This window comes from Rhodococcus sp. NPDC056960 (assembly GCF_042674125.1).
In the GTDB taxonomy this organism is placed as follows: domain Bacteria; phylum Actinomycetota; class Actinomycetes; order Mycobacteriales; family Mycobacteriaceae; genus Rhodococcus_F.
Genome location: NZ_JBHURF010000023.1, coordinates 112,408 through 134,190 on the forward strand (window position 1 = coordinate 112,408; position 21,783 = coordinate 134,190).

A 21,783-nucleotide genomic window follows, 5' to 3' on the forward strand; every position below is an offset into this window, starting at 1 on the left:
GTCAGAGCGGCACCAGGTCGTCCGCATGGACCACGGGACGCTGCATCTCGGCGGGCAGTTCCTGCGTCGACTTGCCCAGGATGTCGGTGATCTCCGCGGAGTCGTAGGCCACCACGCCCCTGGCCACGGGGCGTTCCTCGGGACCGAGGAGTGACACGACGTCGCCGCCGTAGAACCGCCCCGACACCCCGGTGATGCCCGCGGGCAGCAGCGACCGCCGCTTGGTGACGACGGCGCGGACCGCACCCTCGTCGATGTGCAGGATCCCCTGTTCGTCCGCGGCGTGGCGCACCCAGAACTTGCGCGCCGACAACCGCGACGGCCGCGCCGCAAACGCCGTCCCCACCCCGGCGTCCCGCAGCGCCGACGCCGCGTCCGACGCGGCGGCGAGCAGTACGGGCACCCCGGCATCGGCCGCGAGGCGCGCGGCCGACAGCTTGGACGCCATCCCGCCGGTGCCGAGGGCGCCGCCCGAGCCCGCGACCACCCCGTCGAGATCCTCGGGGCTGTTCACTTCGGGAATCAGAGTCGCATTGCCCTTGCGGGGGTCGCCGTCGTACAGCCCGTCGACGTCCGACAACAGGACGAGCGCGTCCGCGCCGACCAGGTGCGCGACGAGCGCCGCGAGCCGGTCGTTGTCACCGAATCGCAGCTCCGCCGTGGCGACGGTGTCGTTCTCGTTGACGATCGCGACCGCGTGCAGGGCGCGCAGGCGGTCGAGGGTGCGTTGCGCGTTGCGGTGCTGTGCGCGGCGGGCGATGTCGTCCGCGGTGAGGAGCACCTGCCCGACCGTGCGCCCGTACCGGGCGAAGGACGTGCCCCAGGCGTGGGCCAGCGCCAGCTGGCCCACGCTCGCGGCGGCCTGCTTCGTCGCCAGGTCACGTGGCCGCTTGGTCAGCCCGAGCGGGGCCAGGCCCGCTCCGACGGCCCCGGAGGACACGACGACCACGTCCGAACCGGCACGCATCCGTGCTTCGATCGCGTCGGCCAGCGCGTCGAGTCGACCGACGTCGAGCCCGCCGACCAGGCTGGTCAGCGCGGACGATCCGATCTTCACGACAATGCTGCCCGCCGACGCGACCGTGCGCCGGGTGGCGCTCACTGGTCTTCGGGGTCGAGGCCCTCGAGACCGCGACGAACCCTGGATGCGTGCTTGCGCTCGGTCGCGCCGATGCGCTCCACCTGGTCCAGACGCGGGTCGGTGCCGCGCCCGGTTCTGGTGAGGTCGACGCCGGCAGGTGTCTGCGGCTCCCAGTCGAAGCTCACGTCTCCGATCGTGACGGACGCGCCCGGTTCCGCACCCTGCTTGACGAGTTCGGTTTCCACGCCGAGCCGCGCCAGGCGGTCGGCGAGGTAACCCACGGCCTCGTCGTTGTCGAACTGCGTCTGCCGCACCCAGCGCTCCGGCCGCGTGCCGCGGACGATGAACCCGCCGGGGATCTCGGGGTCGGCGACGACGCTGAAGCTGTTCTCGTTGGCGATCACGGGGCGGATCACCTGACGCTTCGGCGCGGCCTTCGGGTGCGCCTCACGGTAGTCCGCGACCAGCTTCGCCAACGCGAACGTCAAGGGACGCAATCCTTCTCGGCTGACCGCAGAGATCGTGAAGATCGGCCATCCGCGGGCCTCGAGGTCGGGGGTCACCATCTCGGCCAGCTCGGCCGCCTCCGGCACGTCGGCCTTGTTCAGGATCACGATCCGCGGGCGGTCCGCGAGGTCGCCGAGTCCGGTGTCCCCGGACAGCGCGCCCTTGTACGCCGCGAGTTCGGCCTCGAGCGCATCGATGTCGGAGATCGGGTCGCGGCCGGGGTCGAGGGTCGCGCAATCGACGACGTGGGCCAGCACGGCGCACCGCTCGAGGTGACGCAGGAAGTCCAGTCCGAGCCCGCGGCCGTCGCTGGCGCCGGGGATGAGCCCGGGCACGTCGGCCACCGTGAACGTGGTGTCGCCGCTCGAGACGACACCGAGGTTCGGAACGAGGGTGGTGAACGGGTAGTCGGCGATCTTCGGCTTCGCAGCCGACAGGACGGACACGAGCGAGGACTTGCCCGCCGACGGGAATCCGACGAGCCCCACGTCGGCCACCGACTTCAGCTCGAGGACGAGTTCGCGCTCCACACCGTCCTCACCGAGGAGGGCGAAGCCCGGAGCCTTGCGCGCCTTGGAGGACAGGGCCGCGTTCCCGAGTCCGCCGCGGCCGCCCTGGGCGGCCTCGAAACGGGTGCCGACACCGATGAGGTCGGCGAGGATGCGGCCGTCCTCGTCGAGGACGACGGTGCCGTCGGGGACCTTCAGGATAAGGTCGTCGCCCTGGGCGCCGTCGCGATTGCTGCCCATCCCCTGCTTGCCGTTGGTGGCCTTCGCATGGGGGTGGAAATGGAAATCGAGGAGGGTGTGGACGTTGCCGTCCACCTCGAGGACGACGTCACCGCCACGCCCGCCGTTGCCGCCGTCCGGGCCACCGAGCGGTTTGAACTTCTCCCGGTGTACGGAGGCGCAGCCATTGCCGCCTTTTCCGGCGCTGACGTGCAGCACGACGCGGTCAATGAATCGGGACATGACTGCCGGATCCTTCCTCAGTCAATTGTGTTGATCTCACTCTGAAACAAACAATAGGGGCGGACCGGGTATCTCGACCCAGGTCCGCCCCTATTGGGAGCTTGAAACGCCCCTCACGGGACGATGCATACTCGCGGCAGGACTAGGCCTCTGCCGCCGCCGGAACGATGTTCACGGTCTTGCGTCCACGCTTGGTGCCGAACTCGACAGCACCGGCAGAGAGCGCGAAGAGCGTGTCGTCGCCGCCACGGCCGACGTTGACGCCGGGGTGGAAGTGGGTTCCGCGCTGACGCACCAGGATCTCGCCGGCGCTGACGGACTGGCCGCCGAAACGCTTCACGCCGAGTCGCTGAGCATTGGAATCGCGACCGTTACGGGAGCTGGATGCACCCTTCTTATGTGCCATGTTCTTGACCCTCCTCGGGTGAAATCAGCTCTGAAGCTCTAGCTACTTGATACCGGTGACCTTGAGGACCGTCAGCTTCTGCCTGTGGCCCTGACGCTTGTGGTAGCCGGTCTTGTTCTTGAACTTGTGGATCCGGATCTTCGGGCCCTTGGTGTGCTCGACGACCTCACCCGTGACCGAGATCTTGGCCAGCTTGTCGGCGTCGGTCGTCAGATCGGATCCGTCGACGACGAGAACGGGAGCAAGCGAGACAGCAGTGCCGGGCTCACCCTCGATCTTCTCGACCTTGACGAGGTCACCAACAGCGACCTTGTACTGCTTTCCGCCGGTCTTGACGATCGCGTACGTTGCCATCGGAGGGCTACCCCTTGCTTCTTCGAACTTGCTCGCGCCACAGTGTGCGCGACTGGTCTGGTGTGACAGCTAGCTCGGCCGAGGTCGCGCAGCCTTCACAGGTGAGGGCACAGCTGACCTTCATCGCCGAGTAGCGACTGGTCAAGGTTACAGGAAGGCAACCGTTACGTACAAACCGGTGCCGATTGCCTTCCCGAGGTCCCTCGTCAGTTGTCGGCGTCCACCGGCGGGCCCGCCGGACGCGCCGCGGCGCGGCGGCGACGCGGCCTGCGCGGCGCTGCCTGCGAATCCGCACCGTCGGGTGACGGTGCCGAAGGTCCGCTCACGGTCGACGCCGACATGGCCGGTTCCGGTGCGTGCTCCACATCGTGCTCCGGTGTCGGGATCACGAACACGGTGCCCGCACTCGGGGTTTCGGACACCGGCGCGGCCGCCGCCCTCGACACCCGACGACTCCGGCGGCGCGCCGGGGCCGCCGGCTCCGGGGTGACCGGCTCCGGTGTCACAGGCTCCTCCACCGCAGGCTCTTGCGCCACGGCTTCTTCCACCACGGGCTCGGCGACGACGGCTTCCTCGGTGACCGCCACCTCGACCTCGGGCACCACGACCGCTTCCGCCGCCACCGCTGCCGGGGCCTCGGCCACCGCCTCTTCGATGCCGGGGACGTCGGCTGCCGGCGCCGTCTCCGCGGCCGGCTGCTCGGCAGCCGCGGCCACCGGCTCGGACTCGGGTGCGGGATGTGCGTGCGCAGCCTCCTCCTCGTGATGGTGGTGTGCCATCGCGAGAGCGACCGGGTGCGCCCGCTTGACGGTGGCGTCCACCGTCGGCGTCTCGTCGTGTGCGGCCGGCTGTGAAGTGTCCCCTCCGGACGACTTGTCGCGTCCCCGCTTCTTGCGGGAGCCACCGGAGTCGCCGCCACGGGACGACCCGCGCGAACCGCTGTCCTCGGAGGTCTTCACCTCGATCGGCTCCGCGTGGACGACGATGCCCCGGCCGTGGCAGTGCTCACACGTGGTGGAGAACGCCTCGACCAACCCGGTGCCCAGCTTCTTCCGCGTCATCTGGACCAGGCCCAGCGACGTCACCTCGGACACCTGGTGGCGGGTGCGGTCGCGGCCCAGCGCCTCGGTCAGGCGCCTCAGCACGAGGTCGCGGTTCGACTCGAGGACCATGTCGATGAAGTCGACGACAATCATGCCGCCGATGTCGCGCAGGCGCATCTGCCGCACGATCTCCTCGGCTGCCTCGAGGTTGTTCCGCGTGACGGTCTCCTCGAGGTTTCCCCCGGCACCGGTGAATTTGCCGGTGTTGACGTCGACCACGGTCATGGCCTCGGTGCGGTCGATCACGAGGGTGCCGCCGGACGGCAGCCACACCTTGCGGTCGAGTGCCTTGGCCAGCTGCTCGTCGATGCGGTGCGCCTCGAAGACGTCGATGCTGTTGTCCGAGGTGTGCTGCTCGAGCCTCGGCAGGAGGTCGGGTGCCACCGACTTGATGTACGACTCGACCGTCGACCAGGCCTTCTCCCCCTCGATGACGAGCTTGGAGAAGTCCTCGTTGAACAGGTCGCGGATGACCTTCACGAGGAGGTCGGGCTCCTCGTACAGCGCCTGCGGGTTCCCCGACTTGCCGGATTCCGCCTTGGCCGCCTGCGTCTCGATCCCGGCCCACTGGTCCTGCAGTCGCTTCACGTCGCGCGCGAGTTCCTCTTCGCTGACACCTTCCGACGCGGTCCGGATGATGACTCCGGCGTCCGCGGGCACGATGTCGCGCAGGATGTCCTTGAGGCGCTTACGTTCGGTGTCGGGCAACTTGCGGCTGATCCCGGTGGACGTGCCGCCCGGCACGTACACGAGGAAGCGGCCCGCGAGGCTGATCTGCGTGGTCAGCCGGGCACCCTTGTGTCCGACCGGATCCTTGCTGACCTGGACCAGAACCTGGTCGCCCGGCTTGAGAGCCTGCTCGATCTTGCGGGAGTTGCCACCGAGCCCGGCGGCCTCCCAGTTGACCTCGCCGGCGTACAGCACACCGTTGCGACCGCGGCCGATGTCGATGAACGCCGCCTCCATGCTGGGCAGCACGTTCTGGACGCGTCCGAGGTACACGTTGCCGACCATCGACGCCGACGCCGACGCCGTGACGAAGTGTTCGACGAGGACGCCGTCCTCGAGGACCGCGACCTGCGTCGTGGCGTGCGGCTGTCCGGAGGCGATGCGGTCGCGGACGACCATCACGCGGTCGACGGCCTCCCGGCGGGCCAGGAACTCCGACTCCGTCAGGATCGGCGGACGGCGGCGGCCCGCGTCGCGACCGTCGCGGCGACGCTGACGCTTCGCCTCGAGCCGGGTCGACCCGGTGATGCCCTGGACCTCGTCCTTCGAGCGGCTCTTGTTACGCGGTTCGCGCTCGTGCACGACGGTGTTCGGCGGATCGTCCTCGGACGTGGTCTCGCCCGACTCGCCACCGGACTTGCGACGGCGACGGCGACGGCGACGTCGGCTCGAACCGTCGGAGTCACCCTCGCCGGTCTCGTCTTCCCCAGCCTGGTCGACGTCGGCCTGCTCGGCCTCCGCGGGCTTCTCGTCGGAATCCTTCTTCGGCTTGTCCTCGGGCTCGCGGGCCGCCTTGTCGGCGCCCTTCTCCTCCGGTGCGGACTCCCGTGCGGCCTCCTCCGCCTCGGCGCCGTCGGTCTCGGTGTCGGTGTCCTGTTCGTTGAGCTGCTCCCCACGTCCCCGACCGCGGCCGCGGCGGCCCCGGCGACGACGGCGCGGCTGATCGCCGTCGACGTCGGACTCTTCCGATTCGGTGTCGGCGGTGCCGGTGTCGGCGGTCTTCGCGGGCTCGGCCACCTCGTCACGCGTTTCGGCGGCGGGCGGCTGTTCGGTGGTGACGTCCGGCGTCCCGGCATCCCGGCGACTGCGGCGGCGACGCGGCGGGGTCTCGACCGCCGCGAGGTCGGGCTGCAGGAACAGCGGGACCTGGGACACTGCGGGCGGGGTCTCGTCGGCAGGCTCCGCAGCGGGCGCCTCGGCCTGGTAGGACGCGGTGGTGAACAGGTCGGGTGCGAGGTCGGGCTCGGACGGTGCGGCCTCCTCGGCGGGAGCTTCCGGGGCTTTGTCGGCTTCCGGGGCGGGGGCTTCCTCCGCGGGAGCTTCCGCGGCGGGCGCCTCCGGAGCCGCGGCCTGCTCGGCCGCCGCTTCCTCCGCGACTTCGGGAGCGATCGGTTCGGGAGCGATCGGTTCCGGAGCTACCTCGACAACCGGCTCGGCGGCCGGTGCCTCGACGGCCGGCTCCGCGACCGCGGGCGCCTCGGCTGCTGCCGCGGGCGATTCGGGTGCGGTTTCCGCAGGTGAAAGAGCTGCATGAACACGGTAGGCCATGTCACGTTGCAGGCTGGACTGCGCGCTGCGCAGTTCCATTCCGAGGGCCGCGGTCTCGGCGAGAACCTGCTTGCTCGTCACGCCCAGCAGCTTGGCGAGGGCGTGAACGCGAATCTTCTCCGGAAGATCGGGAACCGCCTTCCCGGCGGTGGCCGTATCGTTCGGCTCTGAATTTGTGGGCGGCGCTTGATCGGCCACGTAATCTCCTCAGCCCCCGGGCGCGTCCACTCCCCGTCTCGGGGAATGTCACGCGGCCACGCGAGGGCGCAGTGTGTGTACTCGCGCCCCAGGTGTGAGCGCGAGATTGTCTGGTCTCGCTCCACAGCGCATGCAGTGTCCGTTTTCACTGCACACCCATGTGGTGCCTTGCGGATGGCCGTCATCCACGGCGCGAGCGCCTGATCATCCAGCGTGCCGATACGTCCAGGTATTTCCCGTTGACGCAGGGGCAGCGATGAAGGGCATCGAGCCGTGGTGTCATCCGGTCGAAGCCACGTGGTGCTCAAATTGCGGTCCGACCACTGTCAGTATCCCACACGTGTGCCGCAGTCCGCGCCAGCGGCGCACCTATCCGTCTGGAACAAGTTCCTGACGTGATGCGCCGCCGGCCCGGCGGGCAGATTCGGGGGGTGAAGAGGTGGTCGGTGGGTGAAGAAGGGGGTCAGCTACCGGCGAGGTGGGGGAACCAGAGAGCGATCTCGCGCTCGGCCGATTCGACGGAGTCGGAGCCGTGAACCAGGTTCTCCTGGGCCTCGAGCCCGAAATCGCCGCGAATCGTGCCCGGAACCGCCTTCTCGACCGGGTCGGTGCCGCCGGCCAGCTGCCGGAACGCCGCGATGGCCCGGGGGCCCTCGATCACGGCCGCCACCAGCGGTCCGCCCGTGATGAACTCCAGGAGGCCGGGGTAGAACGGGCGGCCTTCGTGCTCGGCGTAGTGGGCCGCAGCGATGTCGCCGGGAGCGGTGCGCAGGTCGAGCGCAGAGATCGTCAGACCCTTCCGCTCGATCCGACCGAGGATTTCTCCTACATATCCGCGGGCAACGGCATCGGGCTTGATCAGTACCAGGGTGCGCTCAGTCACGGCGGACAGCCTAAATGGTCAGCCGCGCTGCCCCGGCAGCAGGCCCCGCTCCATCCGCTGGCGGACATTCCGGCGGAAATACAGAAGGTAGCCCCACAGGATCGCGAAGACGACTCCGACCGAGCCGATGGACACGTGGACGAAGAAACCGAACAGGAGCCCCACCTGCAACAACAGGTTGTACTTCATTGCCCACGGGCGGCCCTGCAGGCCCGCGCCGAGGATCATGAGCACCGCCAGCCCCACGAGGTACGTTCCCGACCACCAGGTCAGGCCACCGCCGACGGTCGCGACCACCGGCAGGGCGAGAAGCACCACGATCGCTTCCAGGATCAGGGACCCGGCCACCACTCCGCGGAACCCCTTCCAGGGGTCCTTGGTCGGCGGCCCGAACTCCGGTTCCGAAGCATTCGAGTCTGACTCGCTCACGCTGGGTCCTTTCCGAAGAGGGTGCGGGCCACACCGGCGGTCACCACGGATCCGGTGACCACGACGCCGGCACCCGACACTGCTTCACCGGGCTCCGCGACCTCTTCGGCCAGCCCGATGGCCGTTTCCAGCGCGTCGGCGAGGGTGGGCGCCACCACCACCCGCTCGTCGCCGAACTTCGCGACGGCGAGGTTGGCGAGGTCGTCGACGTCCATGGCCCGCGCGGAACCGTTGTGCGTCACCACGAGCTCGTCGAACACGGGTTCCAGCGCCGACAGGATGCCGTCGACCTCCTTGTCCCCCATCACACTCACGACACCGACGAGTTTGCGGAAGTCGAATTCACCGGTCAGCGCGGCGGCGAGCGCACGGGCCCCGTCCGGGTTGTGGGCGGCGTCGATGAAGACGGTCGGGGCGCTGCGCACCCGTTCCAGTCGCCCCGGATTGACGACCGAGGCGAATGCCTCCCGGATCGCGTCCTGGTCGAGCTGCCGCTCGGGGCCCGCACCGAAGAACGCTTCGACGGCGGCGAGGGCGAGGGAAGCGTTGCGCGCCTGATGTTCTCCGTGGAGGGGCAGGAAGATGTCGGTGTATACGCCACCGAGCCCCTGGAGTTCCAGCTGCTGGCCCCCGACGGCGATCTGCCGGGCGAGCACCGTGAACTCGGAGCCTTCCCGTGCGACCGCCGCATCGACCTCGACGACCCGGCGAAGCAGGACGTCCATCACTTCCGGTGTCTGCTCGGCGAGAATCGCGACGGTGTCGCGCGGCACCAGGGCGTCTTCGCGCCCCTTCTTGATGATCCCGGCCTTCTCTTCGGCGATCCCGGCGAGATCGTCGCCGAGGTATTCGGCGTGATCGAGGCTGATCGGGGTGATCACCGCGATCTCCCCGTCGATGACATTGGTTGCGTCCCAGCGCCCGCCGAGACCCACCTCGACCACGGCGACGTCGACGGGAGCCTCGGCGAACGCGGCGTACGCCATCGCGGTGAGCACCTCGAACTTGCTCATCGCCGGGCCGCCGGCCGCCTGCGACTGCTGGTCGATCATCTGCACGTACGGCTCGATCTCCCGGTACGTGTCGACGTAGCGACGCGGCGACACCGGGCGTCCGTCGATGCTGATGCGCTCGGTCGCGAGCTGCAGGTGGGGACTGGTGGTGCGGCCCGTCCGCCGGTGCAGCGCCGTGAGCAGCGCGTCGATCATCCGTGTCACCGACGTCTTGCCGTTGGTGCCGGTGACGTGGATCGCCGGGTACCCGTGCTGCGGCGACCCGAGAATGTCCATCAGCGCCGCGATCCGGCTCAACGACGGCTCGATCTTCGTCTCGGGCCACCGCTTGTCGAGTTCCGCCTCGACCAGCGTCAACTCGGCGAGGTCGACGGGGCTGACTTCCTCCGGCGTGAAGTCGGGTGAGGTCACGCGCCTTCCAGCTCCTTCAATCGCTTGGTGATGCGTTCGATTTCTTCCGTCGCGATCTGCCGGCGCGTCCGGATCTTCTCCTTGACCGCGTCCGGGGCCTTCGCCAGGAACGCCTCGTTGGAGAGTCTCGCGGTGGTGCCGGCGAGTTCCTTCTGCGCCGCGGCGAGGTCTTTCTCCAGCCGCGCCTTCTCGGCGCCGAGATCGACGTTGCCGGACGTGTCGAGGTCGACCGTCACGGTCGCCTTGCTCAGGCGCACCTCCACCGAGGCCGACACGGTGAACCCGTCCTCCGGGTCCGTCAGTCGCGCGAGCGACGTGACGGCCGCGAGCTGGGTGCCCAGATCCGCCTCGACGATTCCGCCGACCCGTGCGGGCACGCGCTGCGAGGGCTTGAGACCCTGATCGCTGCGGAAGCGGCGCACCTCCGTCACCAGCCGCTGCATGTCCTCGATGCGCTGGGCCGCAACCGAATCCGCTGCGGCACCGCTCGACTGCGGCCACTGCGCCACCACGACGGACTCACCGCCGGTGAGCACCTTCCACAGGGTTTCCGTGACGAACGGGATCACCGGGTGGAGCAGACGTAGCAAGGCGTCGAGGACGTTGCCGAGCACGGTCCTCGTGGTCGCCGCGACGGTCTCGTTCTCGGCGAACTGCACCTTGGCCAGCTCGAGGTACCAGTCGCAGACCTCGTCCCACGCGAAGTGGAACAGCGCCTCGCACGCCTTGCTGAACTCGTACCGGTCGAATGCGGCGTCGACCTCCCCGCGCACCTGCTCCAGGCGGTCAAGAATCCACCGGTCCGCGTCGGTCAGGTCGCCGCGGGCGGGCAGTGCAGCCGGTGCGGCCCCGTTCATGAGCGCGAACTTGGTGGCGTTGAACAGCTTGGTCGCGAAGTTCCGCGAGGACTGTGCGTGGTCCTCGCCCACGGACAGGTCGCTGCCCGGGTTCGCGCCACGGGCCAGCGTGAAGCGAAGGGCGTCGGCGCCGAAACGGTCGACCCAGTCGAGCGGGTCGATGCCGTTGCCCCGCGACTTCGACATCTTCTTGCCGAACTGGTCGCGGACGAGGCCGTGCAGGAACACGTCCTCGAACGGCATCTGCGGTCCGGACTTGCCTGATGCGACGGCGTCGTCCTCCGACACATACGTGCCGAACATCATCATCCGCGCCACCCAGAAGAACAGGATGTCGTACCCGGTGACGAGAACACTGGTGGGATAGAACTTCTCGAGCTCGGGGGTCTTGTCGGGCCAGCCCATGGTCGAGAACGGCCACAATCCGGAGGAGAACCAGGTGTCGAGGACGTCGGGATCCTGCACCCAGCCCTCGGGGGCGGTCTCGTCCGGTCCGAAGCACGCGACCTCACCGTCGGGGCCGTACCAGATCGGGATCCGGTGCCCCCACCACAGCTGACGGGAGATGCACCAGTCGTGCATGTCGTCGACCCAGGCGAACCAGCGCGGTTCCTGACTGGCCGGGTGGATGACGGTGTCACCGTTGCGCACCGCGTCACCCGCCGCCTTCGCGAGCGACTCGACCTTCACCCACCACTGCAGCGACAGGCGCGGCTCGATGGACTCCCCGGTGCGCTCGGAGTGCCCGACGCTGTGCAGGTAGGGCCGCTTCTCCGCGACCACGCGCCCCTGCTCGGCGAGCGCCTCACGCACCTTGACCCGCGCCTCGAAGCGGTCGAGTCCGTCGAATTGCGTTCCCGTGTCGGCGATCTTGCCGGTCTTGTCCATGATGGTCGGCATCGGCAGGTTGTGCCGCAGACCCATCTCGAAGTCGTTGGGATCGTGCGCCGGAGTGATCTTCACGGCGCCGGTGCCGAATTCGGGATCGACGTACTCGTCCGCGACGATCGGGATGTCGCGGCCGGTGAAGGGGTGTTCGAGCGTCGTCCCGATCAGGTGCTTGTAGCGCTCGTCCTCGGGGTGGACGGCCACGGCGGTATCGCCGAGCATCGTCTCGACACGGGTGGTCGCGACCACGACGTGCGGTTCGTCGTCGTTCAATGAGCCGTATCGCAGCGAGACCAGCTCGCCCTCGACGTCCTCGAACTTCACCTCGATGTCGGAGATCGCGGTCTGCAGCACGGGCGACCAGTTGACGAGACGCTCGGCGCGGTAGATCAGCCCGTCGTCGTACATGCGCTTGAAGATGGTCTGGACGGCGCGGGAGAGCCCGTCGTCCATGGTGAAGCGGTCGCGGCTCCAGTCGACGCTGTCGCCGATGCGGCGCATCTGGCCGCCGATGGTGCCGCCGGACTCGCGCTTCCAGTCCCACACCTTGTCGATGAACAGCTCGCGGCCGAAGTCTTCCTTCGTCTTGCCGTCGGCGGCGAGCTGCTTCTCGACGACGGTCTGCGTCGCGATGCCCGCGTGGTCCATGCCCGGCAGCCACAGCACCTCGTAGCCCTGCATCCGCTTGCGGCGGCTCAGTGCGTCCATCAACGTGTGGTCGAGGGCGTGACCCATGTGCAGGCTGCCGGTGACGTTGGGCGGCGGCAGCACGATGGAGTAACCGGGCTTGGGGCTGCGGGGATCCGCCCGGAAGTAACCGGCGTCTACCCAGCCCTGATACAGATCGGCCTCGACGGAGCTGGGCTCCCAGCTCTTCGGGAGGGCATCGGCACGGTTCTGGGGATTTTCTGGAGCTGCACTGGTCACCCGTCGAGTCTAATGAACGGCCGGTGGGTCGACGACGGGGCTACCGGACCGCCCCGCTACTGGTCGCTGAACAGTGCGCGGTGCACCTCGGTTGCGGTGCGATGCTCCTGGTCGACGGGACGCAGCGACTCGGCGGCGTCCTCTCCGGCGGCCTGGGATCCTGCGGTGCTGTGCAGCTCGGAGAAGAGCTGCACGTGGTGGTCGTTCAAGGGATTCCTCCGGTTCGTCTGCCGCAGCCGTGCGGCAACCACTCGAGAGTGTCGAGTATGCATCGAAAGGTACGCCGATCCGCGGCGACACGACGACGGCGCGCCGGTCGTGTTCCCGGACACGCGCGGCAGCGGACTCAGCGGACGCGCTCCGCGATCACACAGGCGACGGCGAGCGTCGTTCCGAGCGAGGAATGGATGCGCCGGCCGCGAGCACAGCAGGAATCGTCAAGGCGGGCAACGAATTGTTCCCCGCCCCCTGAGGTCAGTCGCTCTCGGCGTCCCGTTTGGCGAATGCGAGCTGCATTTCCCAGCCCTCGACATTGCCTTCAATGGCGGACGCGCGACGCTCGGCGCTCGGGTACATGGCGGCGAATCCGGACTCGACGACGCGCAGCAGCGTGCCACCCTCGCGCTCGGTCAGGAAGAATTCGACCAGCGTGGACGTGCCCTCCACGAGGGGCTGTGCAGGGTCGTCCCCGCCGCGGAACGACACGTAGTGCGGCGCGTCGGACGTGACGGGAAGGATCGGGAAGCGCCCGTACGGCGGGAAGTCCACGACGAAGACGTCGCCGTCGCGGGTGGTGGTCGTCTTGCCGGGGTTGCCGTCGCCGATGAACCAGCCGGGTTCACTCACCAGCCGGAACACCCGATCGATGGGAGCGTCGATCTGGATTTCGCGCTCGATCGCGTCCTGGGACGCATCCGGAACGGTCATGTTCACCCTCACCTCTCGACGATGTGCTACCCCACGGTTGCATATCGGCAGACCCTAGCGCAACCTTCAGGTTGCACTTGGCGGTGTCGAGGCCGGAAAGACGCGACCGGGCGCCCGCCCGCAGCCGAAACGGCGCGGGGCGGGCGCCCGGAGAACGTGTCAGCTGAAGTGCGCCAGCAGGGCGTCGCGCTGACGGTCACCGAGGCCACGGAGGCGGCGGGTCGGCGCGATCTCCAAGTTGGCCATGATCTCCTGGGCCTTGACCTTGCCGATCTTCGGCAGTGCTTCCAGGATGGCGCTGACCTTGGTCTTTCCGATGATGTCGTCGACGTCAGCCTTGGACAGGACCTGCTTCAGCGTGATGTCACCGGACTTGAGCTTGTCCTTGAGCTCTGCGCGTGCCTTACGAGCGGCTGCGGCCTTCTCGAGAGCTGCTGCCCGCTGTTCGTCAGTGAGCTGGGGAAGTGCCACGATGTCTCCTTCATTCGGGGTACGTATCGAACACCGTAGCGAGAGAACCGCGACTTCACCGCATCCATCGGACGTGTCGCGGCATCCCGTTCGATTCCCGAGCCCGCCGACCGCGGGTTCGACGGCGCGAAAAATGCCAGGACGCAGACGTCGCGTTGTGCCATGCTCGATATGTTCGATCGGTCCACGGACGACACCGGGAAGGAAGTCGGCGATGCGCGCACTACCCGCCATCCGCGCCACCCAGTTGCGCCGGTTCGGCACGAATGCCGCCCTCCCCTTCCCGTCCGGCCTGCGCGGCGAACACGGGAGCATGCCCGTCTCGAAGCCCAGCCGCACCGCCTGACACGCCCGCACCGAACACCGTCGCCGGCGTGCCGCCACCGCCGTGAACCGACGACAGAACCGAGCACTCCCGTGAGGCACTTCTCCCGTAACCCACCCGGCAGCACCCTCGACGCCCGCAACTGGTCGCGTACGAACGTGCTGGTCCTCAACGTCACATTCGAGGCCCTCTGCGAGATTCCCGCGGAGCGAGCCGTCGTGCTGATCAGTGTCGGCGCGGCCGAGACGGTCGCCCATCGGGAACCGCCGTTCCCGGTTCGCTCGCAACACGTCGAGATCAGCCTGCCGCAGACCATTCGTCTGCTGCGGTACGTCTACGTCGAGCACTCCGCGCTGGTGACCGACAGCAGTCGCGCAACGTTCGCGGGGGTGTTCCGGCGCGACCGCAATCGGTGCGGCTACTGCGCCGATCCGGTCGCCACGACCATCGATCACGTGCTGCCCCGCAGCCGCGGCGGCCCCAACACCTGGGCCAACCTCGTGGCCTGCTGCGCACCCTGCAATTCGAGGAAGGCCGACCGCACCCCGGAGGAGGCGGGAATGCCGCTCCTGTGGGAGCCGAGGGCGCCGTGGCACCTCGACAAGGCGCAGCGGCGGATCTGGCGGGATCTCGCGGCCGTCTAGCCGCGAGATCCCACCGTTCACCGTCACCGACCGCACGTCCCCGGGAAGGGGAGATCTCCGATGACCGACGTCCTGGACACGTCCCTGTCCACGCTGCTGCCCGCGTCCGACGATCCGGCGGGCTGGGCGGACGCCGCATGCCGTGCCGACCCGGCTCCGGACCGGTGGTTCCCCTTCCCCACAGAGGATTTCGCGTACGCGCGCGACGTCTGCCGTTCCTGCCCGCTACGGTTGCGGTGCGAACTGTTCGCCGGCGCCACCGGGCAGACCGGCGTCTGGGGTGGCAAGGAATTCGACCGGGGTCGCGTGACGCGGGCGTGAGCCCACGCCACGTGCCCCTGCCCGATCCGGCAACCCCGAACTTCGTGGCCCAGGATCTAGTGGCCCAGGATCTCGGGCAGCGCCGCGTCCTCTCCCCGCACGTGCTCCGAGAGGAACGACAGCACCACCTGATACCAGACCTTCGCGTTCTGCGGGCTGAGGATCCAGTGGTTCTCGTCCGGGAAGTAGAGGAACCGGTGGTCGGTGCGTCCCTCGTCGTCGGCGGGCAACCCCGATTCGGCCAGCAACTCGAACCACAGGCGCAGGGCCTCGCCGATGGGTACGCGAAAGTCCTTGTCCCCGTGGATGACCAGCATCGGGGTGGCGATGTCCGCGACATACAGGTGCGGCGAGTTCTCCACCGCCATCTCGGGGGTCATCTCACGCTGCCAATACCACGCGGCGTCGGTGGTGGGGCCGAACTGGTCCAGCGCCCACAGGCCGGCATGCGAGACGATCGCGGCGAACCGGTCGGTGTGTCCGGCGATCCAGTTGGCCATGTATCCGCCGAACGACCCGCCCATCGCCGCGGTGCGCTTCTCGTCGATCTCGGGCAGCGCCACCGCGGCGTCGGTGATCGCCATGAGATCCGTGAACGGCGCCTTGCCCCACTTTCCCCAGCCCCGCTCGACGAACTCCTGCCCGTACCCGGTCGACAGTGCCGGATCCGGCAGCAGCACGGCGTATCCCCGCGCCACGAGCAGCCACGGGTTCCACCGCCACGACCAGGTGTTCCAGGAACCCAGTGGGCCGCCGTGCACCCACAGCGCCAACGGAACCGGTGCGTGGGTGGAGGCACCCGTCGGCACCGCCAGCCACGCCCGCACCGCCGCACCGTCGGCGGCCACCGTCTGGACCTCCGTCAGCGTGCCCGGCAGCTCGGGGAGTTCGGCGGGCGCCTTCAGCAGCGACACCGCGCCGGTGGTGAGGTCGACGCGCACCGGGTGGGGCGGCGTCGCGTAGGACGCCCGCAACGCGAACACGGTCGATCCGTCGGGCGCCACCTGCAGGTCGGTGTACGCGGAATCGTCACTCGTGACCAGTGTGGGATCCGCGCCGTCGCGGAGCAGGAAGATCGGGGCGCGGCCGTGGTCGTCGGCGGTGACCAGGAGGCCGGAACCGTCCGGCAACCAGGCGACGGACGTGGCCCACCGATCCCACCCCGGCGCCACCTCCGTCACCGCACCGGTGTCGAAGCTGTACTGGTGCAGGGTGAACCGCGGTGCGGAGTCGGGTGTCGCGTGCGATTCCCGCGTGAACACGACGCGCTGCCCGTCCGGCGAGATCGCCGGATCCGACAGGTCGGCGTCCGCGTCGTCGACGAGGACCGCGCGTGCCCCCGTCTCGGTGTCGATGCGCACCAGGATGTTCCGGATCGACGCCAGCGGACCGGGAACCGTCCACGACGTCACGACGAAGGCGCCGTCATCGCTCAGCGCGTAATTGGCCTCCCGCAGTGCCGGACCGGGCAACGGGGTCAGGTCGGTCAACGCGGGCTCGTGCCCGTTCTCGTCGAGCTCGTCCAGTGGAGCGGACAGCAGGTGGGGCACGTCCGGACCCAGATCGTGGTCCCAGTAGCGCATCGGGAACCCCGTGTGGAGGATCGCCGACACCTTCTTCTCCTTGCGTTCGGCGCGCACCCGCTCGTCGTCGGCAAGCTCGCCCGACGCCCCCAGGACGCCGGTGGTGACGACGAACCGCGGGGCGCACCGGGCGGCACGGACCCCGGTGATGCCGCCGCCGCGCCGCGCGACGACCACCGCCTCGCCGCCGTGCGCGGGCAGCCGCCACAGGTCGTCGGGGAGTTCGTCCTCGTCCTGCGCCGGGCGTGAGGACGTGAACAGGAGATCGCCGTCGCTGGTGAACGTCGCGTTGGATTCGCCGGTGCGGCCCCGGGTGAGCCGCCGCGCCGCGAACCCGCCGATGGGATCGATCTCCCACAGAGCGGTGACGTACTTGGTCGACTTCTCGTCGAGTGTCGACTGCGCGACGACGAGTCGTCGCCCGTCCGGCGACAGCACGAGGCCGCCGACGCGGCCGAGCGCGAGGTAGTCGTCGAGATCGTCGAAAGGAGTTCCGGCGTGAAGTTCAGGAATCGCGGTCACGAGTCGTTCGTATCACGAACCGGGCCCGGGCCGTCGGACATCGGGCCTCAGGCGAGCAGGGGCGCAACCCGCGGCGGGATCTCGGTCAAGGCGTACGGCAGGCTGAGGACGGTGCTCCACGCCATCGCTTCGGCGGCGGCGTCCTCGAGCGTGATCGTGCGCCCCGCCTTCACCACGTCGAGTTCCTGATAGATGGGCGTGTTGTCGAGTTCGGCGCGCAACTTGTCGCCGTAACCGCCGCCCGCGTACCAGACGAGGAGATCGACGTTCGCCAGCGACAGCTGCTCCGTGCTGATCTCGGCGAAGTTGCCGGTGATCTGCTCGGTCACAGGCGGATTCACGAAACCGAGTTCGGTGAAGAAGCGGACCTTCGGGTCCTCGGGCCCGTACACGCCGAACTGCCCGGGCCCCTTCAGGGCACCGACGAGGACGGTCTTGCCGGCGAACGCCGGGTTGGCGGCGCGGACGTCGACGAACTGCTTCTCGACGGACGACACCAATTCGGCGGCCTTGTCCTTCTTGCCGAGCGTGTCACCGAGAATCCGCGTCTGGTCCTGCCACGGGACACCGTAGTCGGCGAACTCCTTCGGCTGCGCCACCGTCGGCGCAATGGCACCGAACTTGTCGTACTGGGCCTGGGTGAGGCCGGAGTAGGTGCCGACCACCAGGTCCGGGCCGACCGTCGCGACCTTCTCGAAGTCGATGTTGGTGGATGCCGTGCCCACGATCTCCGGCTGCGCGGTGCCGAGGAGGTCCTGCGCCCACGGCCACACGCCGTACGGGTAGTCGCCGTACCAGTCGAACGTGCCCACCAGGGTGCCGCCGAGCGCGAGGATCGTGTCCTGGTCGTTGTAGCCGACGCTGACGATGCGCTGCGGGTCGACCGGCACCTGGGTGTCGCCGTATTTGTGGGCGATGACGGGGCCCGACGCCGCATCGCCGCCGTCGCCGCCGTCCGGGCTGCTGCAGGCCGCGGCGAACGCGAGCAGCGCTCCCCCGGTGCCCACGAGGAATCCGCGTCGGCTCAGGCCGATCCTCTGTTGACCCACGTTCATGCGGCGACCCTCTCGTCTACCCGGAAATGCGACCACTTAGGTAAGGCTTGCCGAGCTTAACCTAAGGGGTCGCGACGGGCTCCCGCCACATCGCCCACAGCGTCGGCCCGCCGTCCGGTATCCGGATCTCACCGGTGACGTCGAAGCCGAACCGCTGGTAGTACGAAATGTTGTCCCGCTTGCTCGACTCCAGATACGCCGGAAGGCCCTCGGCATCACAGCGGTCCAGCCGCGACCGCAACAGCGCCGTCCCGTAACCACCGCCCCGTCCCGCCGTCGACGATCCGATCGTCGCCAGATACCAGTGCACGGGATCGACGGGATGCGCGTCTTCGACGGTTCCGCTCACCGCGGCCCCGACCCCCAACCGCGGGCCGAACGCCCGGATCAGACCCGGCAGGCTGAGGAGCGACGACACCGTCGACTGCTTCCAGCCGCCGGGCGGATCCCACATGGCGGCCCCGCGGACCACGCCGTTCTCGTCCTCGGCCAGTTCGGCTCCGCCCCCGGCGAGATGGTGATGGCGGATCTCCACCGCGAACAGTCTCGGCAGGCCGCGCCGCCTGCGCTCGGGGTCCGGCCACATCCAGACCATCACGGGGTCGTCGAAGAACGCGTCGGCGAGCACCCGCGTCACCTCCGGAATGTCGGATCTGGTGGCGGCCCGCACGCTCACACCCATGCCCAGAGAGTACGGGCCGACGGCGGCGACACACCGGAACGACGGGCGGTGGGGTCAGACGGTGGCGTCGATCAGGAGCTTCGCGCCGGTGGCCGCCTGGACGTCCTCGACGCTGTGACCGGGCGCGGTCTCGACGAGCCGCAACCCGTCGGGGGTGACGTCGATGACGGCGAGATCGGTGACGATCTTCTGGACGCAGCGCTTGCCGGTGTACGGCAGGGTGCACTCCTCGAGGATCTTGTGCTCGCCCTTCTTGGTGACGTGATCCATCATCACGATGACCTTGCCCGCGCCGTGCACGAGGTCCATCGCGCCGCCCATGCCCTTGACCATGGCGCCGGGGACCATCCAGTTGGACAGGTCGCCGTGGCTGCTGACCTGCATCGCACCGAGAACGGCCACGTCGACGCTGCCGCCGCGGATCATCGAGAACGAATCCGAGGAGGCGAAGAACGCGCCGCCGGGAACGACGGTGATGGTCTCCTTGCCGGCATTGATGAGTTCGGGGTCGACCTCGTCGTCGGCCGGGTACGGCCCGACGCCGAGGATGCCGTTCTCCGAGTGCAGGATGACGTCCTTGCCGGCCGGGATGTGACCGGGGATCAGGGTCGGCATGCCGATCCCGAGGTTGACGTACTGCCCGTCTTCGAGCTCGGCCGCGACCCGGGCCGCCATCTCGTCACGCGTCCAGCTCATGCCCGCACCGTCCTGTTCTCGATTCCCGTGTCCTGCTTGCCGACCTCGACCACACGCTGGACGAAGATGCCGGGGGTGTGCACCTCGGCGGGGTCGATCTCGCCGGGCTCGACGAGGTATTCGACCTGCGCGATGGTGATGCGACCGGCGCCGGCGGCGTCCGGGTTGAAGTTGCGGGCCGTCTCGCGGTACACGAGGTTGCCGAGCCGGTCACCCTTCCACGCGTGGACCAGCGCAAAGTCGGTGCGGATGGCCCGTTCGAGGACGAAGGACTCCCCGTCGAACTCACGGGTCTCCTTGGGCTTGCTCGCCACCGCGATGCCGCCCTGCCCGTCGTAGCGGATCGGGAGACCGCCGTCGGCGACCTGCGTCCCGACACCGGCGGGGGTGTAGAAGGCGGGGATGCCCGCTCCCCCGGCGCGCATGCGCTCGGCCAGCGTGCCCTGCGGCGTGAGTTCGACCTCGAGCTCGCCGCTCAGGTACTGCCGCGCGAACTCCTTGTTCGCGCCGACGTACGAGCTGATGGTGCGCCGGATCCGGTGCTGCTCGAGGAGCAGACCCAGACCGAAACCGTCGGTGCCGCAGTTGTTGCTGACCGTCTCGAGGTCGGTCGCACCCCGTGCGAGGAGGGCATTGATGAGGACCGAGGGGATACCGACGAGGCCGAAACCGCCCACCGCGAGGGAGGCTCCGTCGGGCACGTCGGCAACGGCCTCGGCCGCCGTTGCGAAGACTTTGTTGACCATGTGACCCAGGCTACCGCAAAATGTTCGAGTAGTGAACACCCATCCACATTGCGAACAAATTGCGCCCCGCCTGTTGGCCCGATCACAGAACACGACTACTATGTGCGAATAGCGGCCGACTGTTCACATCGAGAACGTGAGGATCTTCTTCCATGCTGCATCTGCCAGCCCACTACCAAGCAGGGCACGAAGCCAACGCCCCGCTGCTGTTCCCCGAGTACAAGACGACTCGGCTGCGCAGCCCCAAGAACGACCTGATCCTGATCCCGCAACGACTGGGCGAGATCACCGGTCCGGTCTTCGGTGACGCGGACGTCGCCAAGGGTGAGAACGACATGACCCACGCCAACGGCGGCGAGGCCCAGGGACAGCGCATCATCGTCCACGGCCGCGTTCTCGACAGCGCCGGGAAGCCCATCCCCGACACCCTCATCGAGGTGTGGCAGGCCAACGCCGGCGGCCGCTACCGCCACAAGAACGACTCCTGGCCCGCGCCGCTCGACCCCCACTTCAACGGTGTCGCGCGCTGCCTGACCGACAAGCAGGGTCATTACGAGTTCACGACCATCAAGCCGGGCGCGTACCCGTGGGGCAACCACCACAACGCCTGGCGTCCCGCGCACATCCACTTCTCCCTGTTCGGTCAGGCATTCACGCAGCGCCTGGTGACGCAGATGTACTTCCCCGACGACCCGTTCTTCTTCCAGGATCCGATCTACAACTCGGTGCCCGAAGCGGCCCGCGAGCGGATGATCAGCACGTTCGACTACGACCAGACCCGCGAGAACTGGGCGGTCGGATTCAAGTTCGACATCGTCCTGCGCGGTCAGGACGCCACCCCGTTCGAGGAGGGCCACTGATGATCGACACCCAGAACCCCGACGCCCCGCGTTACCCGGTCTTCGCCAGGAGCCAGGACGAGGTGCCGTTCGGCGTCACCCCGTCCCAGACCGTCGGCCCGTACGTCCACATCGGTCTGTACCCCACGTGGGAGAACAGCGGCAACACCGTTCCCGAGGACGCGCCTGGGCGAATCACCGTGTCCTTCAACGTCATCGATGGCGCCGGGCAGCCCATCGGCGACGCGATGATCGAGACCTGGCAGGCAGATGCCGAGGGCCGATTCAACAGTCCCAGCGATCCCCGCGGTGCCGCCGAGGCGACCCCCGCCGGATTCCGCAGTCTGGCACGCGTGTTCGCCGACGAGAGCGGCACGATCGTCGTGCACACCGTCAAGCCCGGCGCTCTCCCCGCCGAGGACGGCACCGCCGAGGCCCCGCACATCAACGTCGGACTGTTCGCCCGCGGCATGCTCGAGCGCCTGTACACGCGCCTCTACTTCCCCGAGGACACGGACGCCCACGCCTCGGACCCCGTCCTCTCCTCCGTCCCGGAAGCCGACCGCCCCAAGCTGATCGCGGAGAAGACCGATCGCGGATATCACCTGACGATCCACGTGCAGAATACGGACGGACGGGAAACCCCGTTCTTCGCCCTGTAATCGGC

At 68.7% G+C, this 21,783-nt stretch carries 22 protein-coding genes; 5 read left to right on the plus strand and 17 right to left on the minus strand.

Annotated features, from left to right (window positions below; translation table 11 throughout):
* Position 1: 1 nt before the first annotated feature.
* The 12 genes from proB to mihF all read right to left on the minus strand — a co-directional run bounded on the left by proB (position 2) and on the right by mihF (position 13,703).
* A complete protein-coding gene (gene proB / locus ACFTWF_RS31800) occupies positions 2-1,102 on the minus strand; it encodes a glutamate 5-kinase (RefSeq protein ID WP_378465078.1) in 1,101 nt (366 codons plus the stop codon).
* Positions 1,099-2,559: a GTPase ObgE gene (gene obgE / locus ACFTWF_RS31805; protein WP_378465079.1), complete on the minus strand. Its 1,461-nt coding sequence runs from the start codon at positions 2,557-2,559 to the stop codon at positions 1,099-1,101. The genes proB and obgE overlap by 4 nt, the downstream gene beginning before the upstream one ends.
* A gap of 142 nt (positions 2,560-2,701) precedes the next feature.
* Entirely contained in the window at positions 2,702-2,965 is a 264-nt protein-coding gene (rpmA, locus tag ACFTWF_RS31810; protein WP_005248077.1) for a 50S ribosomal protein L27, read from the minus strand.
* A 42-nt stretch (positions 2,966-3,007) separates the two neighbouring features.
* On the minus strand, positions 3,008-3,319 hold the full coding sequence (gene rplU / locus ACFTWF_RS31815) for a 50S ribosomal protein L21 (RefSeq protein WP_005248081.1): 312 nt from the start codon (positions 3,317-3,319) through the stop codon (positions 3,008-3,010).
* Between the two features lie 206 nt (positions 3,320-3,525).
* Positions 3,526-6,897 carry a translation initiation factor IF-2 N-terminal domain-containing protein gene (locus ACFTWF_RS31820; RefSeq protein WP_378465080.1) on the minus strand — a complete coding sequence of 1,124 codons (3,372 nt, stop codon included), beginning with the start codon at positions 6,895-6,897 and terminating at the stop codon, positions 3,526-3,528.
* A 463-nt stretch (positions 6,898-7,360) separates the two neighbouring features.
* A complete protein-coding gene (gene ndk, locus ACFTWF_RS31825; RefSeq protein ID WP_378465081.1) occupies positions 7,361-7,780 on the minus strand; it encodes a nucleoside-diphosphate kinase in 420 nt (139 codons plus the stop codon).
* A gap of 18 nt (positions 7,781-7,798) precedes the next feature.
* Positions 7,799-8,209: a DUF4233 domain-containing protein gene (locus tag ACFTWF_RS31830; RefSeq protein WP_378465082.1), complete on the minus strand. Its 411-nt coding sequence runs from the start codon at positions 8,207-8,209 to the stop codon at positions 7,799-7,801.
* Positions 8,206-9,633, minus strand: coding sequence for a bifunctional folylpolyglutamate synthase/dihydrofolate synthase (locus tag ACFTWF_RS31835; RefSeq protein ID WP_378465083.1), 1,428 nt, complete (start codon positions 9,631-9,633; stop codon positions 8,206-8,208). The genes ACFTWF_RS31830 and ACFTWF_RS31835 overlap by 4 nt, the downstream gene beginning before the upstream one ends.
* Positions 9,630-12,305 carry a valine--tRNA ligase gene (locus tag ACFTWF_RS31840; RefSeq protein ID WP_378465084.1) on the minus strand — a complete coding sequence of 892 codons (2,676 nt, stop codon included), beginning with the start codon at positions 12,303-12,305 and terminating at the stop codon, positions 9,630-9,632. Before ACFTWF_RS31840 ends, ACFTWF_RS31835 begins: the two co-directional genes overlap by 4 nt.
* Before the next feature lie 56 nt (positions 12,306-12,361).
* Entirely contained in the window at positions 12,362-12,514 is a 153-nt protein-coding gene (locus ACFTWF_RS31845) for a hypothetical protein (RefSeq protein WP_378465085.1), read from the minus strand.
* A 265-nt stretch (positions 12,515-12,779) separates the two neighbouring features.
* Positions 12,780-13,238, minus strand: a complete 459-nt coding sequence (locus ACFTWF_RS31850; protein ID WP_378465086.1) for an SRPBCC family protein — start codon at positions 13,236-13,238, stop codon at positions 12,780-12,782.
* Between the two features lie 153 nt (positions 13,239-13,391).
* Positions 13,392-13,703 (minus strand): integration host factor, actinobacterial type, encoded by a 312-nt coding sequence (gene mihF / locus ACFTWF_RS31855; protein ID WP_005248100.1) that lies wholly within the window; start codon positions 13,701-13,703, stop codon positions 13,392-13,394.
* 214 nt (positions 13,704-13,917) lie between these two features.
* Between mihF and ACFTWF_RS31860 the strand changes: the two genes are divergently transcribed.
* From ACFTWF_RS31860 to ACFTWF_RS31870, 3 genes are all read left to right on the plus strand, one after another.
* On the plus strand, positions 13,918-14,049 hold the full coding sequence (locus ACFTWF_RS31860; RefSeq protein ID WP_378465087.1) for a hypothetical protein: 132 nt from the start codon (positions 13,918-13,920) through the stop codon (positions 14,047-14,049).
* 71 nt (positions 14,050-14,120) lie between these two features.
* Entirely contained in the window at positions 14,121-14,672 is a 552-nt protein-coding gene (locus tag ACFTWF_RS31865; RefSeq protein ID WP_378465088.1) for an HNH endonuclease, read from the plus strand.
* 60 nt (positions 14,673-14,732) lie between these two features.
* Positions 14,733-14,993, plus strand: coding sequence for a WhiB family transcriptional regulator (locus ACFTWF_RS31870; RefSeq protein WP_378465089.1), 261 nt, complete (start codon positions 14,733-14,735; stop codon positions 14,991-14,993).
* 56 nt (positions 14,994-15,049) lie between these two features.
* Here ACFTWF_RS31870 and ACFTWF_RS31875 read toward each other — a convergent pair whose 3' ends face one another.
* From ACFTWF_RS31875 to ACFTWF_RS31895, 5 genes are all read right to left on the minus strand, one after another.
* Entirely contained in the window at positions 15,050-17,098 is a 2,049-nt protein-coding gene (locus ACFTWF_RS31875) for a prolyl oligopeptidase family serine peptidase (protein WP_378465090.1), read from the minus strand.
* A gap of 47 nt (positions 17,099-17,145) precedes the next feature.
* Positions 17,146-18,153 carry an iron-siderophore ABC transporter substrate-binding protein gene (locus ACFTWF_RS31880; RefSeq protein ID WP_378465091.1) on the minus strand — a complete coding sequence of 336 codons (1,008 nt, stop codon included), beginning with the start codon at positions 18,151-18,153 and terminating at the stop codon, positions 17,146-17,148.
* A gap of 61 nt (positions 18,154-18,214) precedes the next feature.
* Positions 18,215-18,835 (minus strand): GNAT family N-acetyltransferase, encoded by a 621-nt coding sequence (locus ACFTWF_RS31885; protein ID WP_378465092.1) that lies wholly within the window; start codon positions 18,833-18,835, stop codon positions 18,215-18,217.
* 54 nt (positions 18,836-18,889) lie between these two features.
* Positions 18,890-19,531: a CoA transferase subunit B gene (locus ACFTWF_RS31890; RefSeq protein WP_378465093.1), complete on the minus strand. Its 642-nt coding sequence runs from the start codon at positions 19,529-19,531 to the stop codon at positions 18,890-18,892.
* Positions 19,528-20,277 (minus strand): CoA transferase subunit A, encoded by a 750-nt coding sequence (locus ACFTWF_RS31895; protein ID WP_378465094.1) that lies wholly within the window; start codon positions 20,275-20,277, stop codon positions 19,528-19,530. Before ACFTWF_RS31895 ends, ACFTWF_RS31890 begins: the two co-directional genes overlap by 4 nt.
* A gap of 152 nt (positions 20,278-20,429) precedes the next feature.
* Between ACFTWF_RS31895 and pcaH the strand changes: the two genes are divergently transcribed.
* Positions 20,430-21,137, plus strand: a complete 708-nt coding sequence (gene pcaH, locus ACFTWF_RS31900) for a protocatechuate 3,4-dioxygenase subunit beta (RefSeq protein ID WP_378465095.1) — start codon at positions 20,430-20,432, stop codon at positions 21,135-21,137.
* The gene (gene pcaG / locus ACFTWF_RS31905; RefSeq protein ID WP_378465096.1) at positions 21,137-21,778 is read left to right on the plus strand and encodes a protocatechuate 3,4-dioxygenase subunit alpha; all 642 of its coding nucleotides are present in this window, start codon (positions 21,137-21,139) and stop codon (positions 21,776-21,778) included. The genes pcaH and pcaG overlap by 1 nt, the downstream gene beginning before the upstream one ends.
* Positions 21,779-21,783 lie beyond the last annotated feature (5 nt).

What these genes read in the sequence shown, in the direction of transcription:
- obgE (WP_378465079.1), bottom strand. Translation starts at nt 2,559, where the DNA reads ATGTCCCGATTCATTGACCGCGTCGTGCTGCACGTCAGCGCCGGAAAA.
- ACFTWF_RS31870 (WP_378465089.1), top strand. Translation starts at nt 14,733, where the DNA reads ATGACCGACGTCCTGGACACGTCCCTGTCCACGCTGCTGCCCGCGTCC.
- rplU (WP_005248081.1), bottom strand. Translation starts at nt 3,319, where the DNA reads ATGGCAACGTACGCGATCGTCAAGACCGGCGGAAAGCAGTACAAGGTC.
- ACFTWF_RS31880 (WP_378465091.1), bottom strand. Translation starts at nt 18,153, where the DNA reads ATGAACGTGGGTCAACAGAGGATCGGCCTGAGCCGACGCGGATTCCTC.
- ACFTWF_RS31895 (WP_378465094.1), bottom strand. Translation starts at nt 20,277, where the DNA reads ATGGTCAACAAAGTCTTCGCAACGGCGGCCGAGGCCGTTGCCGACGTG.
- rpmA (WP_005248077.1), bottom strand. Translation starts at nt 2,965, where the DNA reads ATGGCACATAAGAAGGGTGCATCCAGCTCCCGTAACGGTCGCGATTCC.
- ACFTWF_RS31890 (WP_378465093.1), bottom strand. Translation starts at nt 19,531, where the DNA reads ATGAGCTGGACGCGTGACGAGATGGCGGCCCGGGTCGCGGCCGAGCTC.
- ACFTWF_RS31885 (WP_378465092.1), bottom strand. Translation starts at nt 18,835, where the DNA reads ATGGGTGTGAGCGTGCGGGCCGCCACCAGATCCGACATTCCGGAGGTG.
- pcaG (WP_378465096.1), top strand. Translation starts at nt 21,137, where the DNA reads ATGATCGACACCCAGAACCCCGACGCCCCGCGTTACCCGGTCTTCGCC.
- ACFTWF_RS31860 (WP_378465087.1), top strand. Translation starts at nt 13,918, where the DNA reads ATGCGCGCACTACCCGCCATCCGCGCCACCCAGTTGCGCCGGTTCGGC.
- pcaH (WP_378465095.1), top strand. Translation starts at nt 20,430, where the DNA reads ATGCTGCATCTGCCAGCCCACTACCAAGCAGGGCACGAAGCCAACGCC.